This window comes from Saccharothrix sp. S26, assembly GCF_021390395.1.
GTDB lineage: Bacteria > Actinomycetota > Actinomycetes > Mycobacteriales > Pseudonocardiaceae > Actinosynnema.
Genome location: NZ_JAJUWT010000002.1, coordinates 64167 through 79716, shown reverse-complemented (window position 1 = coordinate 79716; position 15550 = coordinate 64167). Strand labels below are relative to the sequence as shown.

The 15550-nt window shown below is 71.4% G+C and carries 17 protein-coding genes; 8 read left to right on the top strand and 9 right to left on the bottom strand.

Annotation, left to right across the window (positions count from 1 at the left end; all coding sequences use genetic code 11):
• Window positions 1-47: 47 nt before the first annotated feature.
• The 5 genes from LZG04_RS02800 to LZG04_RS02780 all read left to right on the top strand — a co-directional run bounded on the left by LZG04_RS02800 (window position 48) and on the right by LZG04_RS02780 (window position 2692).
• Window positions 48-548 carry an amino-acid N-acetyltransferase gene (locus LZG04_RS02800; RefSeq protein WP_241829176.1) on the top strand — a complete coding sequence of 167 codons (501 nt, stop codon included), beginning with the start codon at window positions 48-50 and terminating at the stop codon, window positions 546-548.
• A gap of 62 nt (window positions 549-610) precedes the next feature.
• A complete protein-coding gene (locus LZG04_RS02795; protein ID WP_233812751.1) occupies window positions 611-1465 on the top strand; it encodes a MerR family transcriptional regulator in 855 nt (284 codons plus the stop codon).
• Window positions 1462-1692: a hypothetical protein gene (locus tag LZG04_RS02790; RefSeq protein ID WP_233812748.1), complete on the top strand. Its 231-nt coding sequence runs from the start codon at window positions 1462-1464 to the stop codon at window positions 1690-1692. Before LZG04_RS02795 ends, LZG04_RS02790 begins: the two co-directional genes overlap by 4 nt.
• On the top strand, window positions 1689-1946 hold the full coding sequence (locus LZG04_RS02785) for a hypothetical protein (RefSeq protein ID WP_233812746.1): 258 nt from the start codon (window positions 1689-1691) through the stop codon (window positions 1944-1946). The genes LZG04_RS02790 and LZG04_RS02785 overlap by 4 nt, the downstream gene beginning before the upstream one ends.
• Window positions 1947-2260: 314 nt before the next feature.
• Window positions 2261-2692, top strand: coding sequence for a phospholipase (locus tag LZG04_RS02780; RefSeq protein ID WP_233812744.1), 432 nt, complete (start codon window positions 2261-2263; stop codon window positions 2690-2692).
• 156 nt (window positions 2693-2848) lie between these two features.
• Here LZG04_RS02780 and LZG04_RS02775 read toward each other — a convergent pair whose 3' ends face one another.
• The gene (locus LZG04_RS02775) at window positions 2849-3526 is read right to left on the bottom strand and encodes a hypothetical protein (protein WP_308198950.1); all 678 of its coding nucleotides are present in this window, start codon (window positions 3524-3526) and stop codon (window positions 2849-2851) included.
• A 223-nt stretch (window positions 3527-3749) separates the two neighbouring features.
• A complete protein-coding gene (locus tag LZG04_RS02770) occupies window positions 3750-6197 on the bottom strand; it encodes a DNA translocase FtsK (RefSeq protein WP_233812740.1) in 2448 nt (815 codons plus the stop codon).
• A gap of 132 nt (window positions 6198-6329) precedes the next feature.
• On the opposite strand from LZG04_RS02770, the gene LZG04_RS02765 reads away from it, so the two are divergent.
• Both LZG04_RS02765 and LZG04_RS02760 read left to right on the top strand, forming a co-directional pair.
• The gene (locus tag LZG04_RS02765) at window positions 6330-7109 is read left to right on the top strand and encodes a 1-acyl-sn-glycerol-3-phosphate acyltransferase (RefSeq protein ID WP_233812738.1); all 780 of its coding nucleotides are present in this window, start codon (window positions 6330-6332) and stop codon (window positions 7107-7109) included.
• Window positions 7110-7352: 243 nt separating this feature from the next.
• A complete protein-coding gene (locus LZG04_RS02760) occupies window positions 7353-8177 on the top strand; it encodes a GAF domain-containing protein (protein WP_233812736.1) in 825 nt (274 codons plus the stop codon).
• Between the two features lie 77 nt (window positions 8178-8254).
• On the opposite strand, the gene LZG04_RS02755 is transcribed toward LZG04_RS02760, so the two are convergent.
• The 7 genes from LZG04_RS02755 to thyX all read right to left on the bottom strand — a co-directional run bounded on the left by LZG04_RS02755 (window position 8255) and on the right by thyX (window position 14880).
• The gene (locus LZG04_RS02755) at window positions 8255-8821 is read right to left on the bottom strand and encodes a dienelactone hydrolase family protein (protein WP_233812734.1); all 567 of its coding nucleotides are present in this window, start codon (window positions 8819-8821) and stop codon (window positions 8255-8257) included.
• A 136-nt stretch (window positions 8822-8957) separates the two neighbouring features.
• A complete protein-coding gene (locus tag LZG04_RS02750; RefSeq protein ID WP_233812732.1) occupies window positions 8958-10640 on the bottom strand; it encodes a ribonuclease J in 1683 nt (560 codons plus the stop codon).
• On the bottom strand, window positions 10637-11533 hold the full coding sequence (dapA, locus tag LZG04_RS02745) for a 4-hydroxy-tetrahydrodipicolinate synthase (protein ID WP_233812729.1): 897 nt from the start codon (window positions 11531-11533) through the stop codon (window positions 10637-10639). The genes LZG04_RS02750 and dapA overlap by 4 nt, the downstream gene beginning before the upstream one ends.
• Before the next feature lie 38 nt (window positions 11534-11571).
• A complete protein-coding gene (locus LZG04_RS02740) occupies window positions 11572-12192 on the bottom strand; it encodes a TIGR03085 family metal-binding protein (protein WP_233812727.1) in 621 nt (206 codons plus the stop codon).
• A gap of 9 nt (window positions 12193-12201) precedes the next feature.
• On the bottom strand, window positions 12202-13659 hold the full coding sequence (locus LZG04_RS02735) for a serine/threonine-protein kinase (RefSeq protein WP_233812725.1): 1458 nt from the start codon (window positions 13657-13659) through the stop codon (window positions 12202-12204).
• A 72-nt stretch (window positions 13660-13731) separates the two neighbouring features.
• Window positions 13732-14121, bottom strand: coding sequence for an ACT domain-containing protein (locus LZG04_RS02730; RefSeq protein ID WP_233812723.1), 390 nt, complete (start codon window positions 14119-14121; stop codon window positions 13732-13734).
• A gap of 6 nt (window positions 14122-14127) precedes the next feature.
• Window positions 14128-14880 carry an FAD-dependent thymidylate synthase gene (gene thyX / locus LZG04_RS02725; RefSeq protein WP_233812721.1) on the bottom strand — a complete coding sequence of 251 codons (753 nt, stop codon included), beginning with the start codon at window positions 14878-14880 and terminating at the stop codon, window positions 14128-14130.
• Between the two features lie 141 nt (window positions 14881-15021).
• On the opposite strand from thyX, the gene LZG04_RS02720 reads away from it, so the two are divergent.
• A complete protein-coding gene (locus LZG04_RS02720; RefSeq protein WP_233812719.1) occupies window positions 15022-15543 on the top strand; it encodes a toxin-antitoxin system HicB family antitoxin in 522 nt (173 codons plus the stop codon).
• Window positions 15544-15550: the final 7 nt, after the last annotated feature.

The following is a 15550-nucleotide window of genomic DNA, read 5'->3' as shown; positions in this document are numbered from 1 at the left end:
CTCACCTGAGCGTTCGTCGCACAACGGCTGGGCATAGCGTTTGCACCGTGAACGACTCGATCAACGTGCGGCGCGCCCGCACCGGCGACGTTCGGGCGATGAAGGCCCTCATCGACGCCTACGCCGGCAAGGTGCTGCTGGCCAAGCCGCTCGTCACGCTGTTCGAGGACATCCAGGAGTTCTGGGTCGCCGAGGAGGACGGCGTGGTCCTCGGGTGCGGTGCGCTGCACGTGCTGTGGGAGGACCTCGCCGAGATCCGCTCGGTCGCGGTGTCGCCGCACGCGTTGGGGCGGGGGATCGGGCACCGGATCGTGCACCGGCTCATCGAGACCGCGCGCGAGCTGCAGTTGGAGCGGTTGTTCGTGCTCACGTTCGAGACCGAGTTCTTCGGCAGGCACGGGTTCGTGGAGATCGACGGCACGCCCGTCTCCCCCGAGGTCTACGAGGAGATCATGCGGTCGGCCGACGAGGGCGTCGCGGAGTTCCTCGACCTGTCGTACGTGAAGCCGAACACCCTGGGCAACTCGCGCATGCTGCTGCACCTGTAACTCTTCGAGTATTCACTCGAAGAGTCTTGACTCCACGAACGTCGAACGTCAAGATCGGCGTCGTGGAGCAGTTGACGGTCGACGAGCTGGCGGTCCGGGTGGGCCTGCCCGGCAGCACCATCCGCATGTACCAGACCAAGGGTGTGCTGCACCCGCCCCGGCGGCAGGGGCGCGTCGCCTACTACGACGCGTCCCACCTGGAACGCCTCACGCTCGTGCAACGACTCCAGTCCCGCGGCTTCTCCCTGCCCGCCATCGCCGAGCTGGTGAAGGCGCGGGAGAAGGGCGCGAGCGTCGCGGCCGTGCTGGGGGTGGGCGAGGCGGAGGGCCCGGACGACTGGGTCCGGCTCCGGGTGCGCGACATCAGCCGCCTGGTGCCGCTGGGCGACGTGCGGCCGCGCGTGCTGCGCCGGGCCGTGCAGCTCGGCCTGGTCCGCTGGCGGCGCGGCTGGCCGCACGCCCGCCGCTGGGCGCTGGAGGCCGGCAACCGGCTCGCCGCGCTGGCCGTCCCCTGCGACGACGTGCTGGACAAGTTCGCCAACCTGCGCACGGCCACCGACGGCATCGCGGCCGACTTCGTGGAGGTCTTCGAACGACGGCTGTGGCCGCAGTTGGCCGACAACGCGGGCCAGGACGACCAGCTCGACCGGATGCGCGCGCTGCTGGTGGAGCTGACCTACACCGCCGAGACGGTCGTCGTCGGCACGTTGCGCGAGTCGATCCGCGAGGCCGCCGAGGAGTTCGCCCGCCGCCACCAGTTGCTGCCCAGCGACGACTTCCACCCGGCGTGGGTCGAGGAACCGGTGCCCATCGCGGAACGTCTCATCGAGACCGACGAGGACGACGAGGTCCCCGACGAGCCGACGATCCAGCGGTTCCTCGACCGGGGTGACGAGCACGACGAGCTGGTCAGGTGATCGCGCTCGGGCTCGCCCCGGCGTGGCGGGACGGTCGTCCCGTCGTGCGTGCCGGGGTGCGGGTGTCGGTCGAGCGGTTCGAGCCGGTGCGGAGGGGTTCGGCTCGCCCGCTCGACCGGGGCCGGCTCGCCGGTCCGCGGGAGCTGGGCGCGGTGGGTCCGCTGACCGCTTCCCGCCCCGGAGGATCCCCGGCCGGCCCGTTCGACGTGCGGAGGGCCGGGGCGTGATCGCGCTGGTCGGCGGGCTGGTCGGTCTGCGCGCGGGGTACCGGTACGACCGGTCGATCGGCAGGCGGCCGTGGTGGCCGGGGGTGAAGCGGCTGGCGTTCTGGGCGCTGTTGTTCGTCGCGGAGTGGCTGCTGGTGCCGCGGGCGGCCACGGCGTTGGGTCCGGTGGTGGTCGTGGCGGTGTACGCGTACGTGATGGCGGTCGGCCTGAGCGGGCCGTGGGTGTCGGAGTACTACCGCCGGCGTGCGACGTGATCACGCCTGGGGTGCGGCTGCGCGAAGCGGCACGCGGGGATGCCGAACTCGTGACGCGATCGGCGGTCGTGCTCGCGGACCAGCCGGTGTTGCGGAGGCACGCGTAACGCGGTGGGCGGTTCGGGGTGGGCGGAGGGGGCGGGTCGGCGCAGGCGGTCTGCCCCCGGATGGCCTGGCCGGGGTGATCGGCGGGCGTGATGACGTGTCGCGCGACGTTCACCCGTCGTTGCCGCGGTATGAGCCGATCGGGGCTGTTGTGCGTTGATCTCCGGCCGGTAAGAACCCCTCAAGCCCGAAAACCGAGGGGAACAACAGTGCTCGCGAAATCCCTGCGCAACGCTTTCGCCGTCGTGGTCGCCTCGCTCGCCCTGCTGGCCGGCGCCGGTGTCGGCCAGGCGGCCATCAACGCGCCCGCCGTCACCGACGACTACCTGTTCAGCAAGTCCCTGTCGCAGTTCAGCGCGCTGCGGACGCAGCGGCCCTACAGCGACCAGCTCGACTGGTCGTCGGACGGCTGCTCGTGGTCGCCGGACAACCCGTTCGGCTTCAAGTTCCTGCCCGCCTGCCACCGGCACGACTTCGGCTACCGCAACTACAAGCGGCAGGGCCGGTTCAACGAGACGACCCGGTTGAGGATCGACAACAACTTCAGGACCGACCTGTACAACCAGTGCGCCGGCAACTGGTCCTGCAACCGGACTGCGGACCTGTACTACCAGGCGGTGCGCGAGTTCGGCGCGAGCTGACCACTCCCGGCGCGCAACGCTGCACCGGCGTTCCGCGCGGGGAACCCGCAATGCCCGGCAGGGGTCCCCGCCAAGGGGACCCCTGCTTTTATTCTGCCCGAAGGGTCTGACAATTCCGGCGGTCCCAAGCCGGCGCGACGGCGGCGCGGCCCAGGATCACGTGGTCATCGAGTAGCTGTTCGCGATGAAGTTCATGCCGCCCGACGACGACGTGATCTCGAACCCGAACTGCGCGTCGCCGACCGTGACGTCGCCGTACCAGCCGCGCGCCTGGATCCACCTCAGCACCGCGAGCACGTCGACCGTGCCGGCGTTGGTGTTGCTGGTCCGCACGAACGAGAACACGGCGTTCGCCCCGTTGGAACCCCGGTACACGTCCCAGGTGTGGCCGCCGACGGTCGCGGTGGTCTGCTTCGACCCGATAGGACCGACCGCGCCCTGCTTGTTCACCCAGATCATGATCTCGTAGGCGTTGTTGTTGGCCCAGATGTCATAAGCCGTCGCGTAGGCGCCCGCGCTCGGCCGGGACACGTTGAACGAACTGGAAAGCCTGCCCAGCGAGCTGAGCCGCTGGTTGATCATCTTCCCCGCGTGCGGGTAGGACTTCACGCCACCGGTGTTGGGGTGGTTGGCCCACACGCCCCAGTTGCTGTAGGAGTTGGCCCAGATCGACTGGGGCCCCGCGCCGGAGCCCCAGATGTTGTTGCGGATGGTGTACCCGCCGTTGGACCAGGTGGCCCACTGGTCACTGGAACCCCAGGTCGCGGCCTGCGCGATCCCGGTGGAGCCGAGGAGAAAACCGACCAGAGCGACCGCGACGGCGGCCGTGCGCATCCTGTTCATGACGCTTCTTCCCGGGCAACGCTGCCCACTCGGCGCAGCGAGTCGAATCGCTTCGACTCGAACCGCGCGGGGATGATCGGCGACGGAGTCGGATGCACGGACTATTGCAGCCGAATGGCCCGGCAGTCAATGACGTGAACCATTCGGGACGCGTTCGACCGATTCGACCGCGCTATTCGACCACGCATTCGACGTGCGCTTTCCGCCGGAAAAGTCAGTCGTCGTCCGCGTCGTCGTCGCCCGGACCGGAGCCGCCGCGGATCAGGTGGACGACCGAGTCCAGCTCGTCCGGCTTGATCAGCACCTCGCGCGCCTTCGAGCCCTCCGACGGGCCGACCACGCCGCGCGTCTCCAGCAGGTCCATGAGCCGACCGGCCTTGGCGAACCCGACCCGCAGCTTGCGCTGGAGCATCGACGTCGAGCCGAACTGCGACGTCACGATCAGCTCGGCCGCCTGGATCAACAGCTCCAGGTCGTCACCGATGTCGGCGTCGATCTCCTTCTTCTCGCCCGCCTTCGCCGCCGTGACGCCGTCGGTGTACTCGGGCTGCGCCTGGTCCTTGGTGAAGTTGACGATCTCGGCGATCTCGTCGTCCCCGACGTACGCGCCCTGGATGCGCACCGGCTTCGACGCGCCCATCGGCAGGTACAGGCCGTCGCCCATGCCGATCAGCTTCTCCGCGCCCGGCTGGTCGAGGATGACCCGCGAGTCGGTCAACGACGACGTGGCGAACGCCAGCCGCGACGGCACGTTCGTCTTGATCAGACCCGTGACGACGTCCACCGACGGGCGCTGCGTCGCCAGGACCAGGTGGATGCCCGCCGCACGGGCCTTCTGGGTGATCCGGACGATGGCGTCCTCGACGTCGCGCGGCGCGGTCATCATCAGGTCGGCCAGCTCGTCCACGATGGCCATGATGTAGGGGTACGGGCGGTACTCGCGCTCGCTGCCCGGCGGCGCGGTGATCTCGCCCGACCGCACCTTGCGGTTGAAGTCGTCGATGTGCCGCACCCGGTTGACCTGCATGTCCTGGTAGCGCTGCTCCATCTCCTCGACCAGCCAGGCCAGCGCGGCGGCGGCCTTCTTCGGCTGGGTGATGATGGGCGTGATCAGGTGCGGGATGCCCTCGTACGGCGTCAGCTCGACCATCTTCGGGTCGATGAGGATCATCCGGACCTCGTCCGGCGTGGCGCGGGCCAGCAGGGACACCAGCATCGAGTTGACGAAGCTCGACTTGCCCGAACCCGTGGAACCCGCGACCAACAGGTGCGGCATCTTGGTCAGGTTCGCGGTGACGAAGTGGCCCTCGATGTCCTTGCCCAGCCCGATGACCATCGGGTGGTTGTCCTTGACCGTGGACGGCGAGCGCAGCACGTCGCCCAGCCGCACCATCTCGCGGTCGCTGTTGGGCACCTCGATGCCCACGGCGGACTTGCCCGGGATCGGGGCCAGCAGCCGCACGTTGTCCGTGGCCACGGCGTAGGCGATGTTCTTGGTCAGCGCGGTGATCTTCTCGACCTTCACGCCGGGCCCCAGCTCCACCTCGTACCGGGTGACCGTCGGGCCGCGGGTGAAGCCGGTGACCTGCGCGTCGATGGAGAACTGGTCGAGCACGCCGGAGATGGCCTCGATCATCAGGTCGTTGGCCTTGCTGCGGGCCTTCGGCGCGTCGCCGTCCTTGAGGATGGTCGGCGGCGGCAGCCGGTAGTCGCCCTCGACCGCGCGCACGGCGATCGCGGCGGCCTTGGGCGTCTCCGGGGTGGCCTTCGGCTTGGGCGCGGGCTTGGCCGGGGGCGGCGGCGGGGGCGGCTCCTCGTCCAGCGGCAGCTCGGGCTGCTCGTCGACGTCGGCGGTCACGGCCTGGCGGCGGCTGCGCGACGGGCGGCGCGGCTTCGCCGGCTTCTCCTCGACCTCCGGCTCCGGCTCGAGGTCGTCGGCGTCGAAGCCGTCGAGCTGGTCACCCCTGCGGTGCAGCAGGCCGCCGAGCTTGCCGGGCACCTCGCGGATCGGCAGGTGCACGAGCAGCAGGACGCCGTAGGCGAAGATCAGCACGAGCAGCGGCCCGGCGACCCACGACGTGAGGCCCTGGGCGAGGAACCCGCCCGAGAGGTAGCCCAGCGCGCCACCGGCGTCCCGGCGGGCGACCGGGTCCATCGGCAGGCCGCCCGCGAGGTGGAACATGCCCAGGAAGCCGACCATGACCAGGATCGAGCCGATCACCAGGCGCGGTCGGGCCTCCGGGTTCGGGTCGGTGCGCATCAGCGCCACGCCGATCGCCAGCAGCACCACGGGCACGATCACCGCGGGACCGCCGACGGAGCTGCGCACGGCCACGTCGACCCACTGGCCGACCGGTCCGCCCGCCTGCCACCACACGCCCGCGGCGGTGATCACGGCCAACGAGATGAGCACGAGCGCCAGGCCGTCACGGCGGTGCGCGGGGTCGAGCTCCTTGCCCCGGCCGACCGCGCGGACCACCGACCCGACCCCGCGGCCGAGCAGGCCCCAGACCCTGCCGACGGAACCGGAGGACCTCCTCGCCGGCGGCCGCCTGGCGGGTGCGCGCTTCGCGGCCGGTCGGGACGCGCCGGAGCGGGGCTTCGACCCTGATCCGGTGCGACGGGTCGTGCCCTTGCGCGAGGTCCCAGTTCGGCCGGCCATGGTGTATACGGTAGTCCCTTGAGCCCCAGCGACCCCACCGTTCACAGGGGGACGTGACGTGCGCTGCTCGACGCCCATGGTTGCCCCGAACCGGCTGCGTCGACACGTCGACACGCCGTAGCCTTTCGCGCTGTGCCCACACCACTGCTGTGGCGCGTGCTGACCGCCGTCGACCAAGGGTTCGTCGGTCTCAGCGGACGACTCGAAGTCACCGGCGACATCCCGGCGGACCTCAGGGGACGTCCCCTGCTGCTCGCGTCCAACCACATCGGCAACCTCGACCCGTTCGTGCTGATCGCGGCGTGCCGCCGGATCGGTGTCGCGCCGCGCTTCCTGCTCACCGGCGGGTTGCTCGACGCGCCGGTCATGGGGCCCGCGCTGCGCGCCTCCGGCCACCTGCGGGTGGACCGCGCCGCGGCGAACGTCGGCGACGCCTACCACCGCACCGTCGAGGCGTTGCGGCGCGGGGGCGACCCGATCGCGATGTACCCGGAGGGGCGGATCAGCCTCGACCCGGGCCTGTGGCCGGAGCGCGGCAAGACGGGCGCGGCGCGGCTCGCGCTCAGCGGTGGGATCCCGGTGGTGCCGGTGAGCCAGTGGGGCGCGCACGAGGCCGTCTACTGGGGCAACACGCGGGTGAGCGGCTGGGACGACTTCAAGCCCTACCTGACGTCCTACGTGCGCGGGCTGCGCAAGCGGCCGACGTTCAAGGTGCACTTCGGCAAGCCGGTGGACCTGTCCGGGCTGGAGGACGGCAAGCCGGGCGACGCGCGGCGCGCGCACGAGCGGATCATGCGCGCGATCACGGCGGGCCTGGTGCCGCTGCGGATCGACGAGCCGGACCTGCCGAAGTTCCACGACCCCACGCGGCCGACCACCGGCGGGAGTCCTTGGCGCGCGGAACTCGGGTGAACGCGCGGCGGTGGCGGAGGCCGACCGGCGCCGCGCGCTCCACCCTCCGATGTGGACGGTCACCGGCTGACCTCGCCGCGGTGGCGCGGCGCCTGGTCCAGGAAGGCGAGCACGCGTTCCATGGCTGCTCTTGCGCCACCGCGCTGCCACCCGATGTCCTCGGTGGTCAAACGTGGCACGTGGCACGGTCAGAAGATCTCTCGCGGTCCGGACGCGCGGTGAGCCTCGGTTATCGTTGCTCCCGTGCCCACTCACACCGATCCGGAGCGTCTGGCGGCGGTCCGCCGCTACCACATTCTGGACGCGCCCGCCGACGGTAGTTTCGACAGCGTCGCCCAGGTGGCCGCGCTGGTGTTCGGCACGCCGATCGCGACCGTGACGATCGTGGACGTCGACCGCGTGTGGTTCGCGGCCTGCCACGGCCTGTCGGGCGTGACGCAGATCGGCACCGAGCCCGGCCTGTGCGCCTCGGCCGTGCTGCAGGACGAGGCGTACGTGGTGACCGACGGTGCGGTCGACCCCCGCACCCTGGACCACCCGCTGGTGCGCGGCGAGCTGGGCCTGCGCTTCTACGCCGCCGCGCCGATCATCACCGGCGACGGGCACCGGTTGGGCACGGTCAACGTGATCGACCGCGAACCCCGCGAGGTCACCGACGCCCAGGTCGCGACGCTCACCGCGCTCGCCGGGATCGTCGCCGACCAGTTGGAGCTGCGCCTGGCCGCCATCCAGGCGGTGCGTGCCGAACGCGGCTTGGACGAGACGTCCGGGACGCACGCCACCGCGTCGGCGAAGCTGGCAGGCCAGTTGCGCCACCTCGCGGCCGGCCACCTCGACGGCGAGCACCCCAGGACGTGCCAGCTCGGCTTGTCGAGCCCCTGCGACAACCCCGTCGAGGTCAAGGTCGCCGATCCGTGGGGCGACTCCGCCTGGGCCTGCATCCGGCACGCTGAGAACATCATCATCAACGAGCGGTCCACGTTCATCGCCGACCAGAAGCTCAACGGGCTGGAGCGCTACCTGCGAGCCGCGAAGTGGCGCACCGCCGGACCGGCGCGCACGCCCTAGAACCCGGCCTGTCCCACCAGCAGCTCGGACGGCGACCGGGTCGAGAACGCGGTGCTGCCCAGGATCGGGATGCGGCGCTAGTTCAGGAAGGCGAGCACGCGTTCCATGAACAGCGCGGCGGCCACCTCGTCGTAGGTCGACAGGCTCTCGTCGGCGAACAGGTGCTTGTCGCCGGGGTAGAGGAACAGCTCCCCGTCCGCCGCGCCCGCCACGAGGTCCCGCGCCGCGTCGATGTCGCCGTCCCGCACGAACGACGCGTCGTCGGCCATGGCGTGCACCTGCACGGGCACACCCGCGGGCCACGGGCCGAACTCCGACACCGGGACGCACGCGCTCACCAACAACGCACCCGCCGCGCCCGGCTTGGTCTGGGCCAGCATCTGCGCCGGCAGCACGCCCAGCGAGAACCCCGCGTACACGACCCCGGCGGGCAACCCTTCGGCGGCGAGCCGGCCGCGTTCGGCGATCGTGGCGAACCCGACCTCGCCGACGTAGTCGAGCCCGTCGCCCAGGTCCACGAAGATCCGCCCCTCGAAGAGGTCGGGCACGTGCACGGTGTGCCCGGCCGCCGCCAACCGCTCGGCGAAGACCTCCACGCCGGGCGTCACCCCGTGCGCGTGGTGGAAGAGCACCACCTCAGCCATGTCACGTCCTCCCGACGAGCGGCACACGCACCGCGTGGAACCCTAACCGGCACCGCGCCCGCCGAGGCGCACCGCCGCGGAAGTCGGGTGCCGCACCGGGGGTGGGCGGCCGACCGTAGCCGCCCACCCCCGCGCGTCAGTCCACCGGGATGATCGTCGGCACGATCATCGGCCGGCGGCGGTAGGTCTCGGCGACCCAGCGGCCCACCACGCGGCGCACGGCCTGCGCGATGCGGTGCGAGTCGGTGATGCCCTCGGCCTCCGTGCGCGAGAGCTCCATCTCCACCAGGGACACCGCCTGGTCCAGCGCCTTCGGGTCATCGGAGAACCCCCGGCCGGACACGGTCGGCGGGGCCACCGCGCGGCCGCTGTTGGAGTCCACGGCCACGGTGATCGCGATGAAACCGCCCTCGCCGAGCACGAGCCGGTCCGACAGCGTGGACTCGCCGACGTCGCCGACCGACAGGCCGTCGACGTAGACGTGGCCGACCTCGACCTTGCCGCTGATGGCCGCCTTGCCGTCGACCATGTCCACCACCACGCCGTCCTCGGCGATGACGACCCGGTCGGGGTTCACGCCCGTCGCCACGGCCAGCGCGGCGTTGGCGCGCAGGTGCCGCCACTCGCCGTGCACCGGCATCACGTTCGACGGCCGCACCGCGTTGTAGAGGAACAGCAGCTCGCCGGCCGGCGAGTGGCCGGACACGTGCACCTTGGCGTTGCCCTGGTGCACGACCGTCGCGCCCAGCCGGGCCAGGCCGTTGACCACGCCGAACACCGCGTTCTCGTTGCCCGGGATGAGCGAGGACGCCAGCACGATCGTGTCACCGGCCTTGATCGAGATCTGCCGGTGCTCGCCGCGGGCCATCCGCGACAACGCCGACAGCGGCTCGCCCTGCGACCCGGTCGACACGAACATCACCTGGTCCTCGGGCATCTCCATGGCCTCGTTGAGGTCCACGAACAACCCGTCCGGCACGTTCAGGTAGCCCAGCTCGGCCGCGATGCCCATGTTGCGCACCATCGACCGGCCGACCAGCGCGACCCGCCGCTGGTACTGCACGGCCACGTCCAGCACCTGCTGCACGCGGTGCACGTGCGAGGCGAAGCACGCCACGATCACGCGCTGGTTGGCCTTGCGGACCACGTTCTCCAGCACCGGCCCGATCTCGCGCTCCGGCGCGACGAACCCCGGCACCTCGGCGTTGGTCGAGTCGACCAGGAACAGGTCCACGCCCTCGTCGCCGAGCCGGGAGAACCCGGCCAGGTCGGTGAGCCTGCCGTCCAGCGGCAGCTGGTCGAGCTTGATGTCACCGGTGTGCAGCACCAGGCCCGCCGCCGTGCGGATCGCGACCGCGACCGCGTCCGGGATGGAGTGGTTGACCGCGAAGAACTCCAGCTCGTACGGCCCGAACGCGCGCCGCTCGCCGTCGGTGATCTCCATCAGCTTCGGCGTCTGGCGGTGTTCCTTGCACTTGGCCGCGAGCAGCGCCAGCGTGAACCGCGACCCCACCACCGGCAGGTCGGGGCGCAGCTTGAGCAGGAACGGCACCGCGCCGATGTGGTCCTCGTGCCCGTGGGTGAGCACCAGCGCCTCGATGTCGTCCAACCGGTCCTCGATGGCCCGGAAGTCCGGCAGGATCAGGTCGACGCCAGGCTGGTCGTCCTCGGGGAAGAGCACGCCGCAGTCCACGACGAGCAGCCGGCCGGCGTGCTCGAACACCGTCATGTTGCGGCCGACCTCGCCGATGCCGCCCAGTGCGACGACGCGCAGACCTCCGTCGGGCAGTGCGGGCGGGGGTGAGCTCGGGTTGATCACGCGTTGACTCCCAATTCGGCCTCGACGGCCTTGATGTCCTCGGTTGAAGCGGGTACCAGCGGCAGCCTCGGGTCGCCCACGTCGAGGCCGCGCAAACGCAGCGCGGTCTTGGCGTAGGTCACGCCGGGCATCCGGCTGAAGGGCCGCAGCAGCGGCAGCAGCGACTGGTGGATCGCGGTCGCGCCGGCGACGTCGCCGGACTCGAACGCGTCGAGCAGGTCGCGCAGCCGGTCCGCGGCGATGTGCGAGATGACGCTGACGAAGCCGACCGCGCCGACCGACAGCCACGGCAGGTTCAGCGGGTCGTCACCGGAGTAGTAGGCCAGGTCGGTGGCGGCGATGACCTTGCTGCCCGCGAGCAGGTCGCCCTTGGCGTCCTTCACCGCGAGGATACGCGGGTGCTCGGCCAGCCGCAGCAGCGTGTCCACCTCGATGGGGATCACCGTGCGCGGCGGGATGTCGTACAGCATCACGGGCAGACCGACCTGGTCGGCCACGGCGGTGAAGTGCGCGAGCACACCCGCCTGGGTGGGCCGCGAGTAGTACGGGGTGACCAGCAGCAGGCCGTGCGCGCCCGCCGCCTCCGCCTGCTTGGCCAGGTGGACGCTGTGCGCGGTGTCGTACGTGCCCGCGCCGCTGACCACGGTGGCGCGGTCGCCGACCGCCTCGACCACGGCGCGGACCAGGTCCGCCTTCTCCGCGTCGGTGGTGGTGGGGCTCTCGCCGGTGGTGCCGTTGACCACCAGACCGTCGTTGCCCAGCTCGACCAGGTGCTCGGCGAGCCGTTGCGCCTTGCCCAGGTCCACCGCCCCCTCCGCGTCGAACGGGGTGACCATGGCGGTGAGCACGCGGCCGAAGGGGCGGCCGGGCGAGGCGGTAGGACTTCCGGTCATGGGCGGAAATCTACCGCGTCACCCTCGGCAAGCTGCGACTACATGCTCCGGTCGAGGCCGCGCACCAGGCGCACGGCCTCGTCCGCGCCGTCGTACTCCACGCGCGCGGCGGCCCGGCCGAACACGTGCACCAGCAGTTCCGAGACCTGTCCGGTCAGCACCACGGGGTTCGGGCCGCGCTTGGCCACGACCACCTCGCCGTCCGGGCGGCGCAGCACCACCCCGACGGGGCTCTTGCGGTACATCATCCGGGCGGTCGGCGCGAGCCGCCGCCACAGCACCGCGTCTCGTACCGGATCGGGTGAACGCGGCTCCCAGCCGTCGCGGGCCCGGCGCACGTCCTCGTGGTGCACGAAGTACTCGACGGCGTTGACCAGCTCGTCCGCCACGGCGTAGGGCGAGAACCGGGGCGGGCCGGAGCGGACCAGCCCGACCAGCTCGTCCCACGGCTTGGCGGCGTAGGCGTCCTGGACCTTCCGCGTGTGCCCGGCCAGCGGCTTGACCAGGATGCCCGCCGCCGCGTCCGGCCGGCGTTCCCGCAGCACGAGGTGCGCGGCGAGGTCGCGGGTGCGCCACGGGTCGCACAGCGTGGGCGCGTCCGGCCCGACCTCGGTGAACAGCTCGGTCAACAGCCTGCGTTCGTCCCGTGCCACGCCCATGGCCTCACGTTACTTGGCGTAGACCTGGTCGTTCAGCGCGGTGCCGTCCTTGTTCCACAGCACGCACACCACGTCGCGGTAGCGCTTGTCCGAGGACGACGACTTCGACGGGTCCTCGTTCCACACGCCGGAGGTCGGCACGATCGCCACGTACCGGAGCTTCGACTCCTTGTCCTCCACCGGCACCCGGTCGGACATGAAGTGCAGCGTGCAGAAGTTCTCCGCGTAGCCGCGCAGCCACTCGTCGCCCGGGTAGGGCATCTTGGCCGACCCGAACGGCTCCGCCGCCGCGAAGACCTCGACCCGGTGCGGCTCCTCGCAGTCGGTGTAGTTGACCGTGGTGGTGGGGTCGACCAGGTTGTCGCCGCACTGGCCGTCACCCGGCTTGAACTGGGACGGCTCGATCGTGCCGCCGGGACCGTAGGTGATCGTCCCGGCCATCGCGGCGGGCGGCTGGTCGGTGAACCACCAGCGGCCCAGGAAGACGCCCGCGACCAGCAGCGCCACCGCGGCCACCGCCGTGCCGGTGATCAGCAGGCCCTTCAGCCACGGCTTCCGCACCGCGGTCGGCGCGGTGTAGTGCATGGTCGCGTTCGGCGGCGGCGCGCCGAACCCGGTCGGCGGCGTGGGCTGGGCGACCGCGCGTTCGAGCATGGCGCGGGCCTGCGGGCCGGTCAGCCGGGCGTTCGGGTCGGGCATCATCAGGCCGGTGATCACCGCGCCGAGCACGCCGTGCGCCCTGGTCAGCCGGGGCATCTCGTTCATGATCGCGTGCAGGGTGGACGCGGTGGTGGAGCGCTCGTAGGGGTTGGCGCCCTCCACGGCGTAGCAGAGCGTCGCGCCCAGCGCCCACAGGTCGGAGGCGGGCGAGGCCTCGTTGCCGTGGATGCGCTCGGGCGACATGTACGCGGGCGAGCCGATGAGGCTGCCGCTGGTGGTCAGCCGCGGGTCGTCCACGGCCTGGGCGATGCCGAAGTCGGTGAGCTTGACCCGGCCGTTGGGCGTGACCATGAGGTTGCCGGGCTTGACGTCGCGGTGCACGATCCCGGCCTGGTGCGCGGAGTCCAGCGCGGACAGCGCCTGGATCGCCATCGACACGACCCGGTCCTGCGGCATGGGGCCGTGCGCGCTGATCAGGGTGGACAGGGTGGCGGCCTCGACCAGCTCCATCACGATGAAGTTGGTGCCGTGCTCGGCGACCACGTCGTACACGGTGACCACGCCGGGGTCGTTCAGCCTGCCCGCGGTGCGCGCCTCGCGCAGCACCCGCTCCTCCAGCACCCGGCGCTCCTCCGGCGCGATGCCGTCGGGCAGGTGCAGCTCCTTGATGGCCACCTGGCGGCCGATCACGTTGTCCTGGGCCCGCCAGACGACGCCCATGCCGCCGCGCCCCAACTCGGCGAGCAGCGTGTACCTGCCCGCGATCACGCGGGGTCGGGCGCTCACACCTTGCGTCGGACCAGTCACCGTCACTCCTCGAAACCCCCACCGCGGACCGGGCGGAACGCTACTTCAGACCCCGCGCCGCCCGATCCGGTTTCACGGTTTCGTGACTTCGTGCCCCGAGGCGCGCAACGCCTGCACGGCGCGCGCCAGGTCACCGGCCTTGACCAGCAGGTGGTCGGTGTCGTAGGTGGACAGTGCGAACAGGCTCACGCCCGCCGCGGCCAGCTCGCCCGACAGGGCGGCCATGATGCCGGTGAGGGTGAACTCCAGCGGACCGCGCACGGTCAGCAGCCGCCAGCCGGTCTGCGCGGTGCCCGCCTCCGGCGCGTGCTCGCTCGGGCACACGACGGACAGCTCGTCCGGCGTCCTGGTCACCGAGACCAGGCCCGGCGCGTCGAGCAGCCCGGCGGGCACGGGGGCGTCGGCGGGCAGTCGGGCGACGGTGTACTCACCCGGCCGGACGTCGACGATCAGCCGCTTCACCGGCCGTCAGCCTTCGGTGACCAGCGGGCTGGAGGCGACCTCGGTCCCGTCGGACAGGGTGGAGATGGTGAAGTCGGCGAACACGTTGGCCGCCGCCTTCTGCAGTTGGCGCAGGCACTCGACGGCCAGCGCGCGGATCTCCACGTCGGCGTGCTCGGTGGCGCGCATCGCGATGAAGTGCCGCCACGCGCGGTAGTTGCCGGTCACCACGATGCGGGTCTCGGTGGCGTTGGGCAGGATCGCGCGGGCCGCCTGGCGCGCCTGCTTGCGGCGCAGCGTGGCGCTGGGCACGTCGGAGAACTTCTCCTCCAGCCCCTTGAGCAGCTCGTTGTAGGCGTCGACGGCGGCCTGGGCGGCGGCGAGGAACTTCTCGTGCAGCTCGGGGTCGTTGGCGATGACGTCCGGCTCGACCATGGCGGCGTTGCGCTCGGGCACGTACCGCTGGGACAGCTGCGAGTACGAGAAGTGGCGGTGCCGGATCAGCTCGTGGGTGAGCGACCGCGAGATGCCGGTCAGGTAGAAGCTGACCGAGCCGTGCTCCAGCACGGAGAGGTGGCCGACCTCGATGATGTGCTTGATGTAGCCGGCGTTCGTGGCGGTGGCGGGGTTCGGCTTGGTCCACGACTGGTAGCACGCGCGGCCGGCGAACTCGGCCAGCGCCTCGCCGCCGTCGGCGTCGGTGGACCACGGGACGCCGTCCGGGGGGAAGAACTCCGTCTTCGCGATCAACTGCACCTTCGGCGACACCGTCTCAGCCATGGCTCGAACCCTAACCGAAGCCGTCGCGCGCGCCGCTGTTCGGTCGACCGGCCTGCGTCCGTTCGCGCACCACCGCGTGCCGTCATGAACGACATCACCGGTTTCCTTGACTGATGTCAGATTTGACGTCATGGTGGTGTCATGGATCTGTCGCCGTACATCGCAGCACTGCGCGAGGACCTCGCGACGGCCGCGTCCGCCGGGGACGACAACACCCGGCGCACCGCGGCCCTGTTGTCCGCGGCCCTGGAGCCCGCCGCGCGGCTCGCGCTCATGAACGCACTGTCCGACCTGGCCGCGGAGGTCACCGCGGCCCTCGACGGCCCCGTCGTCGACGTGCGGTTGGACGGACGGGACGTGCAGGTGGTCGTCACCGGCGCGGCCGCCCGGGAGGAACGCGAACCCGAGCCGCAGGAGGTTCCCCGGCCCTCCGCCGGTGACGCCACGCGCGTCACGCTGCGGCTGCTGGACGAGCTGAAGACCAAGGCCGAGCAGGCCGCCGCGGCGCAGGGGATGTCGCTGAACACCTTCGTCGCGCAGGCCGTGCAGGGCGCGGTCGGCGGCCGTCGTGGCGGTGGCCACAAGCACTGGGGGCCGTTGAAGGACCAGCCGGGCGGCGAGTCGTCGTCGTCCTCGCGCGTGCGCGGCTGGGTGCAGGGCTGAGGGGGGA